Source organism: uncultured Cocleimonas sp. (assembly GCF_947495625.1).
Taxonomy (GTDB): domain Bacteria; phylum Pseudomonadota; class Gammaproteobacteria; order Thiotrichales; family Thiotrichaceae; genus Cocleimonas.
Map to the genome: position 1 here is coordinate 104,679 of NZ_CANLZW010000004.1, position 14,291 is coordinate 118,969.

The 14,291-nt window shown below is 36.1% G+C and carries 13 protein-coding genes; 11 read left to right on the forward strand and 2 right to left on the reverse strand.

The window, feature by feature from the left end:
• Window positions 1-66 precede the first annotated feature (66 nt).
• A complete protein-coding gene (locus Q1A31_RS03610; protein WP_299872487.1) occupies window positions 67-999 on the reverse strand; it encodes a histone deacetylase family protein in 933 nt (310 codons plus the stop codon).
• A 253-nt stretch (window positions 1,000-1,252) separates the two neighbouring features.
• Here Q1A31_RS03610 and Q1A31_RS03615 point away from each other — a divergent pair, with 253 nt between their 5' ends.
• The 7 genes from Q1A31_RS03615 to Q1A31_RS03645 all read left to right on the forward strand — a co-directional run bounded on the left by Q1A31_RS03615 (window position 1,253) and on the right by Q1A31_RS03645 (window position 9,813).
• Window positions 1,253-3,937, forward strand: a complete 2,685-nt coding sequence (locus tag Q1A31_RS03615; RefSeq protein WP_299872490.1) for a bifunctional acetate--CoA ligase family protein/GNAT family N-acetyltransferase — start codon at window positions 1,253-1,255, stop codon at window positions 3,935-3,937.
• Between the two features lie 45 nt (window positions 3,938-3,982).
• A complete protein-coding gene (locus Q1A31_RS03620; RefSeq protein WP_299872492.1) occupies window positions 3,983-4,948 on the forward strand; it encodes a hydrolase in 966 nt (321 codons plus the stop codon).
• 210 nt (window positions 4,949-5,158) lie between these two features.
• Complete coding sequence (locus tag Q1A31_RS03625) at window positions 5,159-5,692, forward strand: hypothetical protein (RefSeq protein ID WP_299872494.1); 534 nt, start codon at window positions 5,159-5,161, stop codon at window positions 5,690-5,692.
• Entirely contained in the window at window positions 5,689-6,855 is a 1,167-nt protein-coding gene (locus Q1A31_RS03630; RefSeq protein ID WP_299872496.1) for an acyltransferase, read from the forward strand. The genes Q1A31_RS03625 and Q1A31_RS03630 overlap by 4 nt, the downstream gene beginning before the upstream one ends.
• 29 nt (window positions 6,856-6,884) lie before the next feature.
• Entirely contained in the window at window positions 6,885-7,583 is a 699-nt protein-coding gene (locus tag Q1A31_RS03635) for a hypothetical protein (RefSeq protein ID WP_299872498.1), read from the forward strand.
• Window positions 7,580-9,082 (forward strand): DUF3131 domain-containing protein, encoded by a 1,503-nt coding sequence (locus Q1A31_RS03640; RefSeq protein ID WP_299872501.1) that lies wholly within the window; start codon window positions 7,580-7,582, stop codon window positions 9,080-9,082. The genes Q1A31_RS03635 and Q1A31_RS03640 overlap by 4 nt, the downstream gene beginning before the upstream one ends.
• A gap of 38 nt (window positions 9,083-9,120) precedes the next feature.
• A complete protein-coding gene (locus tag Q1A31_RS03645; RefSeq protein ID WP_299872504.1) occupies window positions 9,121-9,813 on the forward strand; it encodes a hypothetical protein in 693 nt (230 codons plus the stop codon).
• 137 nt (window positions 9,814-9,950) lie between these two features.
• Here the strand turns inward: Q1A31_RS03645 and Q1A31_RS03650 are convergent, their stop codons facing one another.
• The gene (locus Q1A31_RS03650; RefSeq protein ID WP_299872506.1) at window positions 9,951-10,298 is read right to left on the reverse strand and encodes an Hpt domain-containing protein; all 348 of its coding nucleotides are present in this window, start codon (window positions 10,296-10,298) and stop codon (window positions 9,951-9,953) included.
• Window positions 10,299-10,393: 95 nt separating this feature from the next.
• Between Q1A31_RS03650 and Q1A31_RS03655 the strand changes: the two genes are divergently transcribed.
• Genes Q1A31_RS03655 through Q1A31_RS03670 form a run of 4 tightly spaced genes read left to right on the forward strand, consistent with a single transcriptional unit; the run spans window position 10,394 to window position 14,284 of the window.
• Window positions 10,394-11,566, forward strand: a complete 1,173-nt coding sequence (locus Q1A31_RS03655) for a fused response regulator/phosphatase (protein ID WP_299872509.1) — start codon at window positions 10,394-10,396, stop codon at window positions 11,564-11,566.
• 21 nt (window positions 11,567-11,587) lie between these two features.
• Window positions 11,588-11,935: an STAS domain-containing protein gene (locus Q1A31_RS03660; protein WP_299872512.1), complete on the forward strand. Its 348-nt coding sequence runs from the start codon at window positions 11,588-11,590 to the stop codon at window positions 11,933-11,935.
• A gap of 49 nt (window positions 11,936-11,984) precedes the next feature.
• Window positions 11,985-12,401: an ATP-binding protein gene (locus tag Q1A31_RS03665; protein ID WP_299872515.1), complete on the forward strand. Its 417-nt coding sequence runs from the start codon at window positions 11,985-11,987 to the stop codon at window positions 12,399-12,401.
• A 38-nt stretch (window positions 12,402-12,439) separates the two neighbouring features.
• The gene (locus Q1A31_RS03670; RefSeq protein ID WP_299872517.1) at window positions 12,440-14,284 is read left to right on the forward strand and encodes a cellulose synthase catalytic subunit; all 1,845 of its coding nucleotides are present in this window, start codon (window positions 12,440-12,442) and stop codon (window positions 14,282-14,284) included.
• Window positions 14,285-14,291: the final 7 nt, after the last annotated feature.

Below are 14,291 nucleotides of genomic sequence, written 5' to 3' on the forward strand. Positions count from 1 at the left end.
TCATAGAATCATTACAGCAAGCAGGTACCCTATTTAGGTCACCCCCCTACTTTTAGGCACTTTTTTCTAGATATGATGAAGCCCCATAAGAACACGCACATGTTCTGTTGCACAACGCCCTAATGAAACTAAATCATAACCACCTTCGAGCATTGAAATAACTCTGCCTTGCGAAAACTCATCGGCTACTTTGCAAATCTGATCAGTAACCCAGATGTAGTCGCTATCCATCAGACTAAATCCACCCATTTCATCATCAATATGCGCATCGAAGCCCGCTGAAATATAAATGATTTCCGGTTTGAATTTTCTTAAAGCGGGTATCCATGTTTCTTCTACAGCTTTCCTGTAATCAGCGCCTTTGGTGCCTGCTGGCAAAGGCACATTGACCATTAATTCTTCCATGGTCTTACCGGCATACCCCGGATAAAAAGGGTGTTGGTAAGTTGAACAAAACAAAGCATGAGGATTATGCGATAAAATATCTTCAGTGCCATTGCCATGATGCACATCAAAATCGACAATAGCTACACGCTTCAATTTATGGTGCTCAATCGCGTGCAATGCCGCTATAGCGACATTATTGAAGAAACAAAACCCCATCGCAGCATCTTTTTCAGCATGATGTCCTGGAGGTCGAACATTGCAAAAAGCTCTTTTGGCATCACCTGATACGGCTAAATCGGTGGCTAAAATACCGGCTCCAGCAGAACGTTGAGCTGCTTCCAGAGTAAACGGATTCATACAGGTATCAGGATCAACGTGACGCAAACCCTCGAGCGGTGAATGATTATAAATTTCTTCTACGTATTTATTATCGTGCGCTCTTTCCAATTGTTCAATAGTTGCATTCGGTGCTTCGTAATATCGTAAAAAATCCATCAATCCCTTAGCGGATAATTGATCTTCAATTGCCGTTAGGCGTTGAGGACATTCAGGGTGAAATTCAACCATCTCATGTCTCAAACAATCAGGATGCGTGATATAAGCCGTTGGCATAAAATATTTTCTCCTTCGCTATTTTAGGCTGTAATTTTTGTTTAATAGTTATTCTTGTTCTTATTTATACTAGAGACTAGTCGCTATTTTTGTTTTTTGCCAACTTCCTTAAGAGATATTTACTGTGCAAATTAAATAAGTGTATAAGATTTGATTATTGTCATATAAAACTCACATAAAACGTTGCAAGTACTACATTTAATTTTCATTAAATTTGGTATGCTTTATTCCTTATAAAAACGACGATAAAATTATGCCTGGTCATTACCTCAAAGGATTATTTGATCCCACTTCAATAGCAATTATTGGAGCCAGTGAAACTGAAGACACTCTAGCCGCATTAATCACCAGTAAATTACATAATCAATTTACCGGCAAACTCTATTTCGTTAATCCGAAACATAAGGAGTTATTAGAAACCGAGTGCTTTAAAAAAGTTACAGCCATTGAAGAACCTATTGATCTTGCAATCATTGTTAGCCCATTAAGAACGGTAGAAAAAGTCATACGCGAATGCGGCAAACAAGGAATCGGCAATGCATTTGTGATGACTAAGTATCCTAATACTTACAAATCAGAAATTACTTCTGCAATGAAGTCATTATTAAATGTTGCCAAAGAAGCTAATGTAAGAATACTAGGACCCAATGCTGCAGCTCTCATTAGACCATCAACTAACTTCAATGCGAGTATTACCGACAATAAAATTCTACCGGGGAAATTGGCAGTTGTAGCGCGTTCCAGAACGATATGTAGCAGCATTATTGATTGGGCTGAAACTGAACAAGTTGGTTTCTCTTCAATTATTTCTCGGGGTTCTGGTATCGATCTCGAATTCTCAGATATTCTTGATTTTCTGGCGAACGATCACAAAACCAGTAGCATCATCATTCATATAAATCAGGTAACCCACTCAAGGGCTTTCATGGGTGCTTTGAAAGCTGCGGCCATGCGTAAACCCGTGGTTATCTTGAAATCTTCTCATGACAATGGAAGTTACAGTGACGCTATCGCGAAAACCAAAGATGTTAGAGCCATGGATGATGTTTTCCATGCCGCAGTCTTGCGAGCAGGTGCAGACCATGTAACTACCTTATCTCATTTATATACCGCTGCTAAAATTTTAGCGAATAATAGACGAACCAAAGGCAATAATTTAGCCCTTATTTCTAATGGTTACGGGCCAATTATGTTGGCCAATGACAGACTCAGAGATCTCGGTTTTAAAGCAACTATTTTAAGTAAAGAACTTATAGGAGAGCTCAAGAGCACTTCAAAAAATATATATAGTTGTGAAAATGCTATTGTCATTTCTGACAGAAAAAATACCGCAGAATTATATGCTGAAAATATTAAAATTTTATTGGCTAGTAAAGAGGTTGACGGCATAGGTATTATTTTCGCACCTGATGCGATGATAGATAGCAAAAAACTAGCGACTGAAATATCAAATGTTGTTAAAAATGCCAAGAAACCAAGCCCTGCTATATGGTTAGGTACGGCATCTGGCGGACAAGGTCGTCGCATATTTACAGAAAATAATGTCTCTAATTATCGATCTCCTGAAGCGGCAATGGATGGGTTCAGCTTCTTATGCAATCACTTGGCAAATAGAAAACGTTTGTTACAAGTACCTTTCCCACTCAACAAATCAATACCGCCAAATATAGACGTAGCAAAAGAAATTATTGATAGGAACCTTCAGCAAAGACGTAATGTACTTTCAAGAAAAGACTCTATCTTACTGGTAGAAGCGTTTCATATTAAATGTAATCCATCATTGCATGCAGAAACCGTTGAAGAAGCGTTAAAAATCGCCAAAAATATTGGTTACCCCGTTGCTTTGAAAATTGATTCTCAACATATTACTTATAAATCTGATGTCGAGGGTGTAAAACTCAATATACAAGATTCCAAAATGCTTAAAAAAGCATTTTTACAGATAAAAACGAGCCTTTCTAAATTACGTTCAAACATTATCATTGATGGCATCATCGTTGAGAGAATGCATGCTCCCTCTTCAGGGCGATTATTAAATATCAGTATTTTAAATGATCCTGCCTTTGGACCTGTCATCAGTTTTGGTCCCGGTGGCACTCAATCACCCGCTATTAGAGATCGAGCTATTCAATTACCACCACTCAATAGAAGACTGGCTGAAGATTTAATTAATAATACTCAAGTCAGTCTTATATTAGATAAATATCGCAATTTGCCTGCAGCTAATAAAGACAAATTACGTGAGGTGCTTATTAGAGTTTCCGAGATGGCAATACACCTACCTCAAATCTTCGAATTAGTACTTAACCCGTTAATACTCGATGAAAATGAAGCTATTGTTAATGATCTTCAAATAGTCGTACAGAAATCTAACAGTGATGCTAAACATTTTAGTCATTTAGCCATACACCCTTATCCTTCAGATTGGCGACGATGTATTACGATAAAAGGTAATAAGAAAGTTGAGTTACGTCCTATTCGTAGTGAAGATGCGCAAGCTGAAATAGAGCTAATAGATAGCATGTCGAGCAAATCAAAATATTTTAGGTTTATGCATGCTGTCAACGATCTTACACCTGAAATGTTATCCAGATTTACCAAGCTAGATTACGATCGTGAAATGGCTTTTGGCGCTTTTATACAGAAAAAGAATAAAGACAAATTATTAGGCGTTAGTCGTTATGCGATTAATCCTGATAAACAAAGTTGTGAATTTGCCATTGGTATAGCAGATAAATACCAGGGACTTGGATTAGCAAGACAGTTAATGTTAATTCTTATCGAGCACGTTAAAGATCGTGATTTAAAAATAATCGAAGGCACAGTGCTTAAAAACAATACCTCTATGGATAATTTGATGGCATCTTTAGGCTTTAAAAAGAGTGCTTCTAAAGATGATTATGATATTAATATTTATACCTTCGAATTTGATTCATAGTAATTCTTTATATAAGTAGATATTTTTTAATAAGCAGAAAGATAAATGCCAATCGTTAAAAGTGACTTTAAACCTGCGTGGTGGTTACATAACCCACATCTACAAACGCTTTGGTCTACTTTTTTTAAACAAAGACCTGAACTCGACTTAAATTCAGATCGACTTGAACTGGTCGATGGTGATTTTATTGATATTTCATCAACTAAGGACATCCAGCAAAAACCTATTGTTCTTATATTGCATGGGTTAGAAGGCACATTAGAATCACATTATGCAAAACCACTCATCAAACTTCTCGATGAAAATGGTTATGGTGTTTGCTTCATGCATTTCAGAGGCTGTAGTGGGGAAATTAATCGTTTAAAAAGAAGTTATCACAGCGGAGATAGCGCAGATTTACAAACGGTTATCGAGCATATTAAAACAAAGTACCAGCAAATACCTTTTGCCATCATTGGCTTTTCATTAGGCGGAAATGTTTTACTCAAATGGCTTGGCGAACAAAAGCAGAATGCCAGTACAACCACTGCTGTTGCTGTTTCAGTACCGTTCAAATTAAGAGACGCGGCAGATAGATTAGAAAAAAGTTTTTCACGCGTATACCAGAAGCATCTAATCAATAGTTGTCAAACCAAGTACAAACAAAAAGATGCTAAATTTAATTTGGATTTAGTAAAAGATATCGAAAGCGTAAAGACTTTTTTTGAATTTGATGACAAGATCACTGCGCCACTTCATGGCTTCAAAGATGCAGATGATTATTATACGCAATCTAGCAGTCATCAGTACTTATCAGCTATCGAAAAACCGACCTTGATTCTACATGCAGAGGATGATCCCTTTATGTGGAAAAGTTCACCACCTACAGCTGATGAGATTTCAGTGAATATAAGTTTTGAGCTTTCCAAGTCGGGGGGGCATGTTGGTTTTATATCGGGAAAATACCCCTGGGCTGCAAACTATTGGGCAGATGAAAGAATACTAAAATGGCTATCATCTAATTTCAATTAGAATAACCATCTGGTTTTATAAAAATAATAAAGAAATATCGACCAAATAATAATTTAATATAAATATCATAAAACAGCATCAGTTAAGTCACGATTCATACTAATCGTGTAAACTAGTTTGTATACAAGAATTAGTATTAATAAAGCACCTCAATGTATAAAAAATATAAATAAAGTGCTTTCCTAATATAAACGCAAGTAACTAATAATTATGACTTTACCAATAACATCCGATCCAATGGCATTTATGGAGAATAGAAATAATTCTATAAAGCGCGGCTTATTATTATTAAGCATTTTTTTATTTCCTATTGTTTTATCTTCATTCGTTTTTTTGTTAGTGGTGCTAATTAGTGACATTAATTTTAATACCGTTGGAGTAAAAACAGAGTATGCCGAAATTATCACACCTAAGAATCAATCTGCTGTGGGTAAGAAATTCAAAATCACAGGAACTCTAAGTACACCATTAGAAAAGCATTCCTATTACTTACTAGAATATCGTGAAAAAAATTATTGGCCGAAATATTCTCTCGGTAACAAAGAAAACACATGGACTAAAGAATTATCAAACAGAGCGAAAAAGAATACTTTTTCCTCTTTTCAGGTAATTATGGCTGATGAAAAATTATCTAGCACCATTGAAAACTGGTTCAAAAAAGCACGTGAAACGGGACAATATCCGGGAATTCGAGACCTCAAAATAGATCATGTGGTAGCGAATTTAAGGGTGCAAAAACAATGAGTTCGATGAGAATGAACTGGCTAGATATTTCAAGACTAGCCGCAGCTTTCAGTATTATTGGAATCCACACGACTACCGATCCTAAGGGAAAGGCATTCATTGATTATGATATCAGTGAAAGAGTTTTCCCTGTATTGATGCGAACCACAGCTGAATTAGCCAGTACTGAATTCTTCATTCTGGTTTCCCTATTTTTATTGGCATTTAAGTTAGAAAGAAAACCAATGCCGTATGGCGCAACAATGAAGTTGCAGATGCGTCGACTACTGGTTCCGTTCGTATTCTGGACATTCTTTTATGCATTTTTTGTACTGATTAAAGCCAATGCATTTGGCTACCTTGATCCGATGCTAGAGAAATTAACTCAACCTGAAACCTGGGCTAGCTATTTCTTATTGGGTAAATCGCAGTATCACATGCACTTCATTCCCACCATATTCTTAATATTTTTATTTCACCCTGTATTCAAATTAGCATTGAAAGCCCCTATTCTGGGTTTGCTGGTGGTTCCATTCCTGGCATTTAACTTGAGTATGAGCACCTGGATCTGGGGAAATGTTAACGATAGAAACACACTCGAATATTTGATTCGTGGAATAAAAGTACTTTCATATATTGGTTACGGTTTCGCGGCTTATAGCATTCTGGGCCTTTGGCAGCAAAAATTCGATAAAGAACTCTCTAAAAAGATATTCATGTTCGGCTTATTGGCAGTCAGTATTTTCTTTATTATAAAACTGACACATGCGGCTTTAAGTATTGAAGCAGGATCGTTTGTTCCGAAAATGGGTGCCATTTACTATGCGCATAATTTACTCCCTATAGGTGTCATTCTGTTATTCCTGGGTACTCAACATTTCAATTGGCCAGAAAAGATAAGTGATTTCTCAAAATTCACTTTTGGCACCTACCTTATGCACCCTGCTGTCATAGATATTATAGATATATTCCTGAAAGGTGTGGAGATGGCACCTTATCAACTTGTTTTATTTAAATACACATTGACGTTAAGTGTTGTTCTAGCGCTGTCTATTCTGATCAGCAAGATTCCATTGCTTGCATGGACTATTGGATTGGGACCTTTACCTTTTGCTGATAGAACGTCAGGAAAACTAACAACGAATGAAGTTACTGATAAACCCAAAGTAGCTACAACAAACTAATTACTGATAACTAACTGAAAAAACTTTATATGCTTACAAAAATATTACTGATTGGCACTTTTATATTACTGGCTTGGAGTACTTATGTACTCACTAACAAGAACCAATATATTATGGCGCAAAATACAAAATTAATTGAATTGCAGGGTGAGCTAAAAAAGCAACAAGAGACCATCATTCAAAATGCTGACAAACAAATGAAGTTATTAGTTACTAATAACAAAGCTTCTGAATCAGCGATTAAGTCTGTAGCAGACAAAATATCAAAAGTGGAAGTCGCTGTAGATAAATTGAAAAAAACAATCGCTACAAAAAAACCTGCTGCAAAGAAAAAACCAAGTGCTAAACCTAAACCAGCGGCTAAGCCAAAAGCTCCTGCTAAACCAAAACCACCTGCTAAGCAGAAAGCGGAAGCACCACAAAAAACTATGCCTAAAAAGCCTGATAATGCTGACGCAGAACTGGAATTAACAAAAAAACTGAATAGTGTAAATGAGTTACATAAGCAGGGTTCTATTGAAGCAGCTTCAACAGCGCTAACAGAATTCAAAGGACTTATCTGGAAAAACAGAAAAGATGAAAGGGTCACAAAAGAAACTGTTTTATCCATTATTTCTTCAATTGATTACACCTTAAAGAAATGGAATGAAAAAGAATTAACGTACGACTTATCAAAAGTGAATGAGAAATTTAAAACATTTTTTAGCAAAAAGGAGGCATCAAAATGAGCAATAAAGTAGTAAAAGAAACGATGTCAAAACGCCTTCTTACTGGATTGGTCGTACCTTTATCTTTGGGTGCAGTATTAGCTGGATCATCAATCTTTGTAATTTCACAAACGAATAAAAACGTTAGTCTGGAAGATAAGGCAAAAAGTGAACTATTAGGAAGTCTCTTATTACCTAACAAAGAAGAAGCAAAAATAATAAAAAAAGAGAACATGGAAATCGCTGAATCTAACAACAAAGTCAATCTAGGCTCCTGTTTTGTTCCGAAAAAAGAGTTAACTGAAATCGATGAGCACATCGCTAAAACAGCCTGGACTTATTACGAAAACAATTACCAGGAAAAAACGGGCTTATTCAACGCCGCCAACCAATACCCTTCTACCACGATGTGGGATACAGGTTCTGCATTGGCGGCAACAATCGCAGCAGAAGATTTTGGCATTATTGATGATAAAGAATTTGATGACAAAATCACCGCGTTGATTAAAACCTTAATTACTATGGATTTATTCAAAGGAATAGCACCGAATAAGGTTTACAACACTAAAACCATGAAGATGGTTACCTATGCTAATAAAGTTACTCCTGATGGTGTTGGTGTTTCAGTATTGGATTTAGCGCGTTTGGTTTCGTGGCTTCGAACATTATCGTGTAAACATCCCAAGTTTTCACATCAGATTGATTTAGCATTAAAGCGTTGGAATTTTGATACCTTAATTAAAGATGGAAGAATGCAAAGTCTCAAACGCTATCCAGAAACGGGGGAGATTAAATCATTCCAGGAAGGACGATTAGGTTATGAACAGTATGCGGCTAAAATTTTAGAGCGTGAAGGCCATAATTTAAATGTCTCCTCTACTTATAATAATGTAGACAGAAAAGATATCGATATCTATGGCATTACTGTTGCTACTGATAACCGTACACCTGAAGAATACCATTCTAATAACTCTGTTGTTTCTGAGTCATACATCATGGATGCCATCGAAAATGGCTATGATGATGAAAATACACCTCTGATCAATAATATCTACCAGGTACAAAAGAAAAGATGGGAAGAGACAGGCATTGTTACAGCGGTTTCGGAAGACAATATCAATAAAAAGCCCTACTTTGTTTATAACACGATCTTTTCTGGTGGAAAAACCTGGGTCGCTAAATCGTCAAAAGGCGCTATCCTGACAGAGCATAAAACGGTTTCTAATAAAGCCGCTATCGCGATGTCTTTACTGTACCCAGATGATAACTACAGTGAAGTGTTATTCAATAAAGTAAAAAGTGCCTACGATCCTAAAAAGGGTTGGTATTCAGGTATTTATGAAAACGGGGAAGGATATAATTCTTCGACAACGGCGAATACCAATGGCGTTATTTTAAGTGCGCTACTTTATAAAAAATACGGTTCAATGCATCAAATTTGCCAGAAATGTCGACCTAGCGCTAAATCAAAACTGTTGGCTGCTAATAATGAAAATAAAAACCTGTGTGAGTCAAACTAAACATGTATAGAAAATCAATAACACTTTTAGCGTTTTGTATGTTGGCTTCGTTTCAACAAACGGCAGTAGCTGAAACCAGCTTTTATGCGCCAAAAGTAAAAAAGAAAGTTAGCGTTGAAACCAAGAAGAAAACCAAATACAGCCTTGGTGGACAGTTAACATTAAAAGATAGAATTCACGACAGTAAAGTAAGCTTTAGTGGAAGCGCTACCTGGAAGCCAGATTCGAAAGACTATTGGTATATTAAAGGTACGGCCAAACATAATTTTGATAAAGGCGATGAAGGTTTTACCTACAATTATGGCCTTGGTTATGATGATTGGCATGAAGGCACCTGGACTGTACAGATTAATAATTATGATAGTTTAAAAATCGGAGAAGGTGGTCTAAACCTGGATAGCGCTATTGTGAGTGTTGGGTACAAAACCAAAATCGAACAATTACAAAAACTCAATATGAAATCTACAATCACATTGAGTAAGCGAACTGATGGCGATACCAAGCTTTCTACATCTTTACAATGGGCACCAAAAAAATACTGGTTTATTAAAGGTATTTTGATTATGCCGCTGGAGAATGGAAAACCCTATTGGAACTATTTATTCGGTTATGACGACTGGCATCCAGGAACGTTTGGTTTTGAATATACGAACTATGAATCCAATCCAACCAGTGAAACTAACTTTAGAAAAGGGTTCTTCTCTTTAACGTATAAATACAAATTAAAGTAGCTTTAACAAACTTTAACTAACTTTAACTAACAGAAATAAATGAAAAGGTCACCCCCCTACTTTTGGGCGGTTTTTTTAAAACAACATTTTAATTACATTAGTTTTTAAAATATAAATAACAAAAGGAGTAATGCGAATTAATTAGACTCAGATTGTAATTGAAGAATCAGCTTTTTGACTTCTTCATATTCTGAAACAAAATCCTGGAATAATGAATTTACTTCATCTTCAGAACTATGCTCAGAACGTTCAATCTTAAAACTGATATCAGATAAACCGATAGCACCAAAAGTCCTCGAACTGGATTTAAGGGAATGGCCAATATCTTTAACAGACGCCCAATCCTTATCTTGAATATGATTTTTCATGTTATCAATAGATGATTCGGTTTCCTGAAAGAAAACTTCAACAAGTTCAGGAAATACTTCATCCATACTTTCTGCCAGGCTAAAGAATTCGCTTTTATTAAAATTTATATCTTTCATATCAATCTCTTAAATATTGAGTAGTTTTACATATAACACAGTGTTTATATGATTGAGCACCAAAGTATACTTTTAATAAAATAATAAACAAAAATATGAATATACTCGTCGTTGATGATTCAACTGAAATACGTTTAATCATCAAACATTATCTTACCAAGTTTGATCATAATGTCGATTTAGCAGTCGATGGTGGCGAAGCTTGGGAGAAAATAACAAAAAATGAGTATCAAGTCATTATTAGTGATTGGAAAATGCCAATCATGAATGGTTTAGAGCTTTGTAAAAAAGTCAGAAAAGCTAAATTCAAAAACTATATCTATTTCATACTGTTAACAGGCATGTCTGGAAAACAGAATATTCTGGATTCGATTAAAGCTGGCGTAGATGATTTTGCGAGTAAACCGATTGATTCTGATGAATTAAAAATTCGTTTAATGTCTGCTCAAAGAGTGTTAAACCTTGAAGACATATTAGAAAAAAAGAATATTGCTTTAGCAAAAATAAACGATCAGCTAAGTACTGATTTAAGAAATGCAACGAATACACAAATCAGCTTATTACCTTCTAATCTAAATACTAATAAATTTAATACTGCCTGGTATTATAAACCCGCAGTTTTTGTTGGTGGAGATACATTCAACTACTTTTCACCCTCACCTGAATTTCTGGTGTTTTATAAGATTGATATATCCGGACATGGTATCTCAGCAGCGATGCTTTCAATGTCACTGCAATCAACGTTAGGGTTAAAACGTGCATTATATGGTGGTCCTATCACGAGAGAAAGTTCTTATGACCTGCCAAGAGTATTCGCTGAAAATCTGAACAAGATGATTTTAGAAAATACCGCAGATCATTATCTCACAATGATATTTGGCATCGTCGATATCAAACTAAACCAAATGCACTATGTACAAGCTGGGCATCCACACCCTATGTCTTACAATAAAGAAAAAGATCAACTCACAGAAATAGACGTAGATGGTTTTCCCATTGGCTTAATAGAGAATGCTGAATATGAGACTAAACATATTGATTACTCACCAGGTGACAAATTCATTGTCTATTCGGATGGTATCAACGAAGTCGATTCGGCATTAACCAACAAAAAATTAGAATCAAATACACTCTATGAGCATTTCAATGCCATAAGAGATCTATCGCCAACCAAGATGATAGATAAAATCGAAAATACGTGGCTGATAAAAGATCAGTTAGAAAATCTACCAGACGATATAAGCATACTCATTTTTGAGTTTAAATAAGAAATAACAGGAGAAATAACCATGCAACTTTCTATCACTGAAAACGAAAACATAACAGTCGTTACAGTCAATGAATCACGTTTAGATGCTTCTATAGCACCTGAATTTAAAAAACAAATGGAAGAAATAATCAATAACGATAAAGATAAAATCATTCTTGATATTACAGAGATTGGTTTTATGGACAGTAGTAGCCTGGGTGCGCTAGTTGGCGTTTTAAAAGCAATGGGCAATAACGGTAAGCTAATCGTTTGTGGTGCTTCTGGTGTTGTTCTAGAGTTATTTAAACTTACTAGAATGGATCGTATTTTCACTTTGTCTGAAGATATGGCAAGTGCAAAACAAGCATTTATTGCTGACGCTAAATAACACCCTCGTTAATAATAATAAAAAGAACCTAAGGTGTTATTAAACTGACATGAATACCATTAATCAAACAGAAATAGATAGTGACTTATCCGAAGTTAAAAACCTTGCTAGTCACTTTCAAGCTTTCTGTACCTACAATAAATTAAATGAACAGTTATCTGGATTACTAGAACTTGCTCTTGTAGAGGCGGTTAATAATATAGTTATTCATGCTTATGAAGGTGTACCCGGCAACAGTATTAAAGCTGATTATAAAAAAACAGATGACAATATTATTATTACACTCACTGATTTCGGTAAACAATTTTCTGCAAAAGATAAAAACGCTGAATCTAAAAGTGATGATATAGATGCGCTACCAGAAGGTAATTGGGGAATAGATCTGATTGAATCAATCGTCGATGAAATCAAGAGAAGTAGGACAGGTAATTCAAATACCCTGACAATTATCAAAAGCATCAATTGAAAATAATTATAACCGAACATCAACAATAAGAAGAAAAAATGAATTTTTATTTTGACAAATACGAAGATAGACAACCAGAACCGCCATTACCACATAATGAATGGCGCGAGTTACTTTGGCAGTATTTTGCTGTAATCGCACTCGTTGTAGGTGCCTGGTATATTGGCTGGAGATGGACTTCATCGCTTAACTACGATGCCTTATGGTATGCCATTCCATTAGTGGTTGCCGAAACGGGTGCTTACATTGGTCTAATACTATTCACATTCAATTTATGGAAAGTAAAAGATACACCTAAACAAGATCCACCTACCATGTTAGGTGAAGTGGTTGCCTATGATATTGCTAAAGATAGAACCATCAACGTCGATATGTATTTTCCTACCTATGATGAAGACCCTGAATTAGTTCGATTAAGTCTAATCGATGCAAAAAACGTACTGAATCCCATGGGTGTCAATATCAGTATTCATGTTCTGGATGATGGTAGTCGCGAGAGCATGAAACAAGTTGCTGATGAAGAAGGTGTTAACTACATAACCAGAGAAGGCAATATCGGGTTCAAAGCGGGTAACTTAAGAAATGCCATGGAACAAACGGGTGGAGACTTTATCGTTATCTGTGATGCAGATACACGCCCTCTTCCTACCTTGTTAGAACATACTTTAGGTTATTTCAAAGATTCAGATGTTGCTTGGGTGCAAACACCACAATGGTTTTTTGATATACCTGAGGGAAAACCACTGGATAAAGCACTTGGTAAATACCTCTCTACTCCCGGTAGTTGGTTAGGTAAAGGAATACAGAAAGTAATAGGTCCAGTACAAGTTGGCCATGACCCTTTTGTGAATGACCCAAAGATGTTTTATGACGTCATTCAACGCAGACGTAATTGGTGTAACGCATCATTTTGTTGCGGCGCTGGCTCTATCCATAGACGTGAAGCGGTTATGGAAGCGGCATTAAAATCATATGCAGAACAGATTGATGCTGATGTCGAAGATATCTATAAAAAAGTAAAAAAGATTACAGGTGAATCAAAGCTCGATGAAAGCTTGCTAACACTGATTGATCAACAAGCACTTCTAAATAATGAATTCACTCCTTATCGCTTTCATGTGTCTGAAGATATTTATACTTCCATTGTGTTGCATTCAGATCCGGATAGAAACTGGAAGTCTGTGATGCACCCAGATGTGGAATCTAAAATGCTCTCGCCACAGGATTTGTTGACCTGGACAATTCAACGATTTAAATATGCTGGCGGAACATTAGATATCGCTAAAAACGACAATCCTGTTTTTCGTAAAGGGATGTCTCTTCCACAACGTTTAATGTACGCAACAACCATCTGGTCTTATATGGGAGGAATCTGGAATGCCATTTTCCTAACTGCTCCACTCATATATTTATTCTTTGCTGTATCTCCGGTACAAAGCTATTCAATGGATTTTTATATTCATATAGTACCGTTTTTATTATTGACTGAAATTGCCTTTATGATTGGTGGCTGGGGGCTTGCTGGCTATCCTTCCAAAGCCTCATATTTGGCTTTTTTCCCCACTAATTTGAGGGCTCTATGGACAGTCATGAAAGGCGAGAAAATTAGTTTTCCTGTGACGCCGAAAGACCGCCAAGAAGGAAACTTTTTGGGCTTAGCGATTCCACAAACTGTCATTATTATTTTGACCATCATTGGAATTATATTTGCCTGGTCTCAATACCAAATGGAACACCCCTCTTATGACATTAATGGCGTGTTATTGAATACTTTCTGGGGGTTAAATAATATTTTAGCGCTAAGTGGCATAATTTTCGCTGCTTTGTGGAAACCAGATGAAGATGAAGAAGAACAACAGCAAGAAGAAATTACTGTAGCTTAAATCGAGT

Coding starts and splice junctions, on each gene's coding strand:
- Q1A31_RS03625 (WP_299872494.1), top strand. CDS start 5,159: ATGACTTTACCAATAACATCCGATCCAATGGCATTTATGGAGAATAGA.
- Q1A31_RS03670 (WP_299872517.1), top strand. CDS start 12,440: ATGAATTTTTATTTTGACAAATACGAAGATAGACAACCAGAACCGCCA.
- Q1A31_RS03610 (WP_299872487.1), bottom strand. CDS start 999: ATGCCAACGGCTTATATCACGCATCCTGATTGTTTGAGACATGAGATG.
- Q1A31_RS03615 (WP_299872490.1), top strand. CDS start 1,253: ATGCCTGGTCATTACCTCAAAGGATTATTTGATCCCACTTCAATAGCA.
- Q1A31_RS03620 (WP_299872492.1), top strand. CDS start 3,983: ATGCCAATCGTTAAAAGTGACTTTAAACCTGCGTGGTGGTTACATAAC.
- Q1A31_RS03645 (WP_299872504.1), top strand. CDS start 9,121: ATGTTGGCTTCGTTTCAACAAACGGCAGTAGCTGAAACCAGCTTTTAT.
- Q1A31_RS03630 (WP_299872496.1), top strand. CDS start 5,689: ATGAGTTCGATGAGAATGAACTGGCTAGATATTTCAAGACTAGCCGCA.
- Q1A31_RS03640 (WP_299872501.1), top strand. CDS start 7,580: ATGAGCAATAAAGTAGTAAAAGAAACGATGTCAAAACGCCTTCTTACT.
- Q1A31_RS03655 (WP_299872509.1), top strand. CDS start 10,394: ATGAATATACTCGTCGTTGATGATTCAACTGAAATACGTTTAATCATC.
- Q1A31_RS03635 (WP_299872498.1), top strand. CDS start 6,885: ATGCTTACAAAAATATTACTGATTGGCACTTTTATATTACTGGCTTGG.
- Q1A31_RS03665 (WP_299872515.1), top strand. CDS start 11,985: ATGAATACCATTAATCAAACAGAAATAGATAGTGACTTATCCGAAGTT.
- Q1A31_RS03650 (WP_299872506.1), bottom strand. CDS start 10,298: ATGAAAGATATAAATTTTAATAAAAGCGAATTCTTTAGCCTGGCAGAA.
- Q1A31_RS03660 (WP_299872512.1), top strand. CDS start 11,588: ATGCAACTTTCTATCACTGAAAACGAAAACATAACAGTCGTTACAGTC.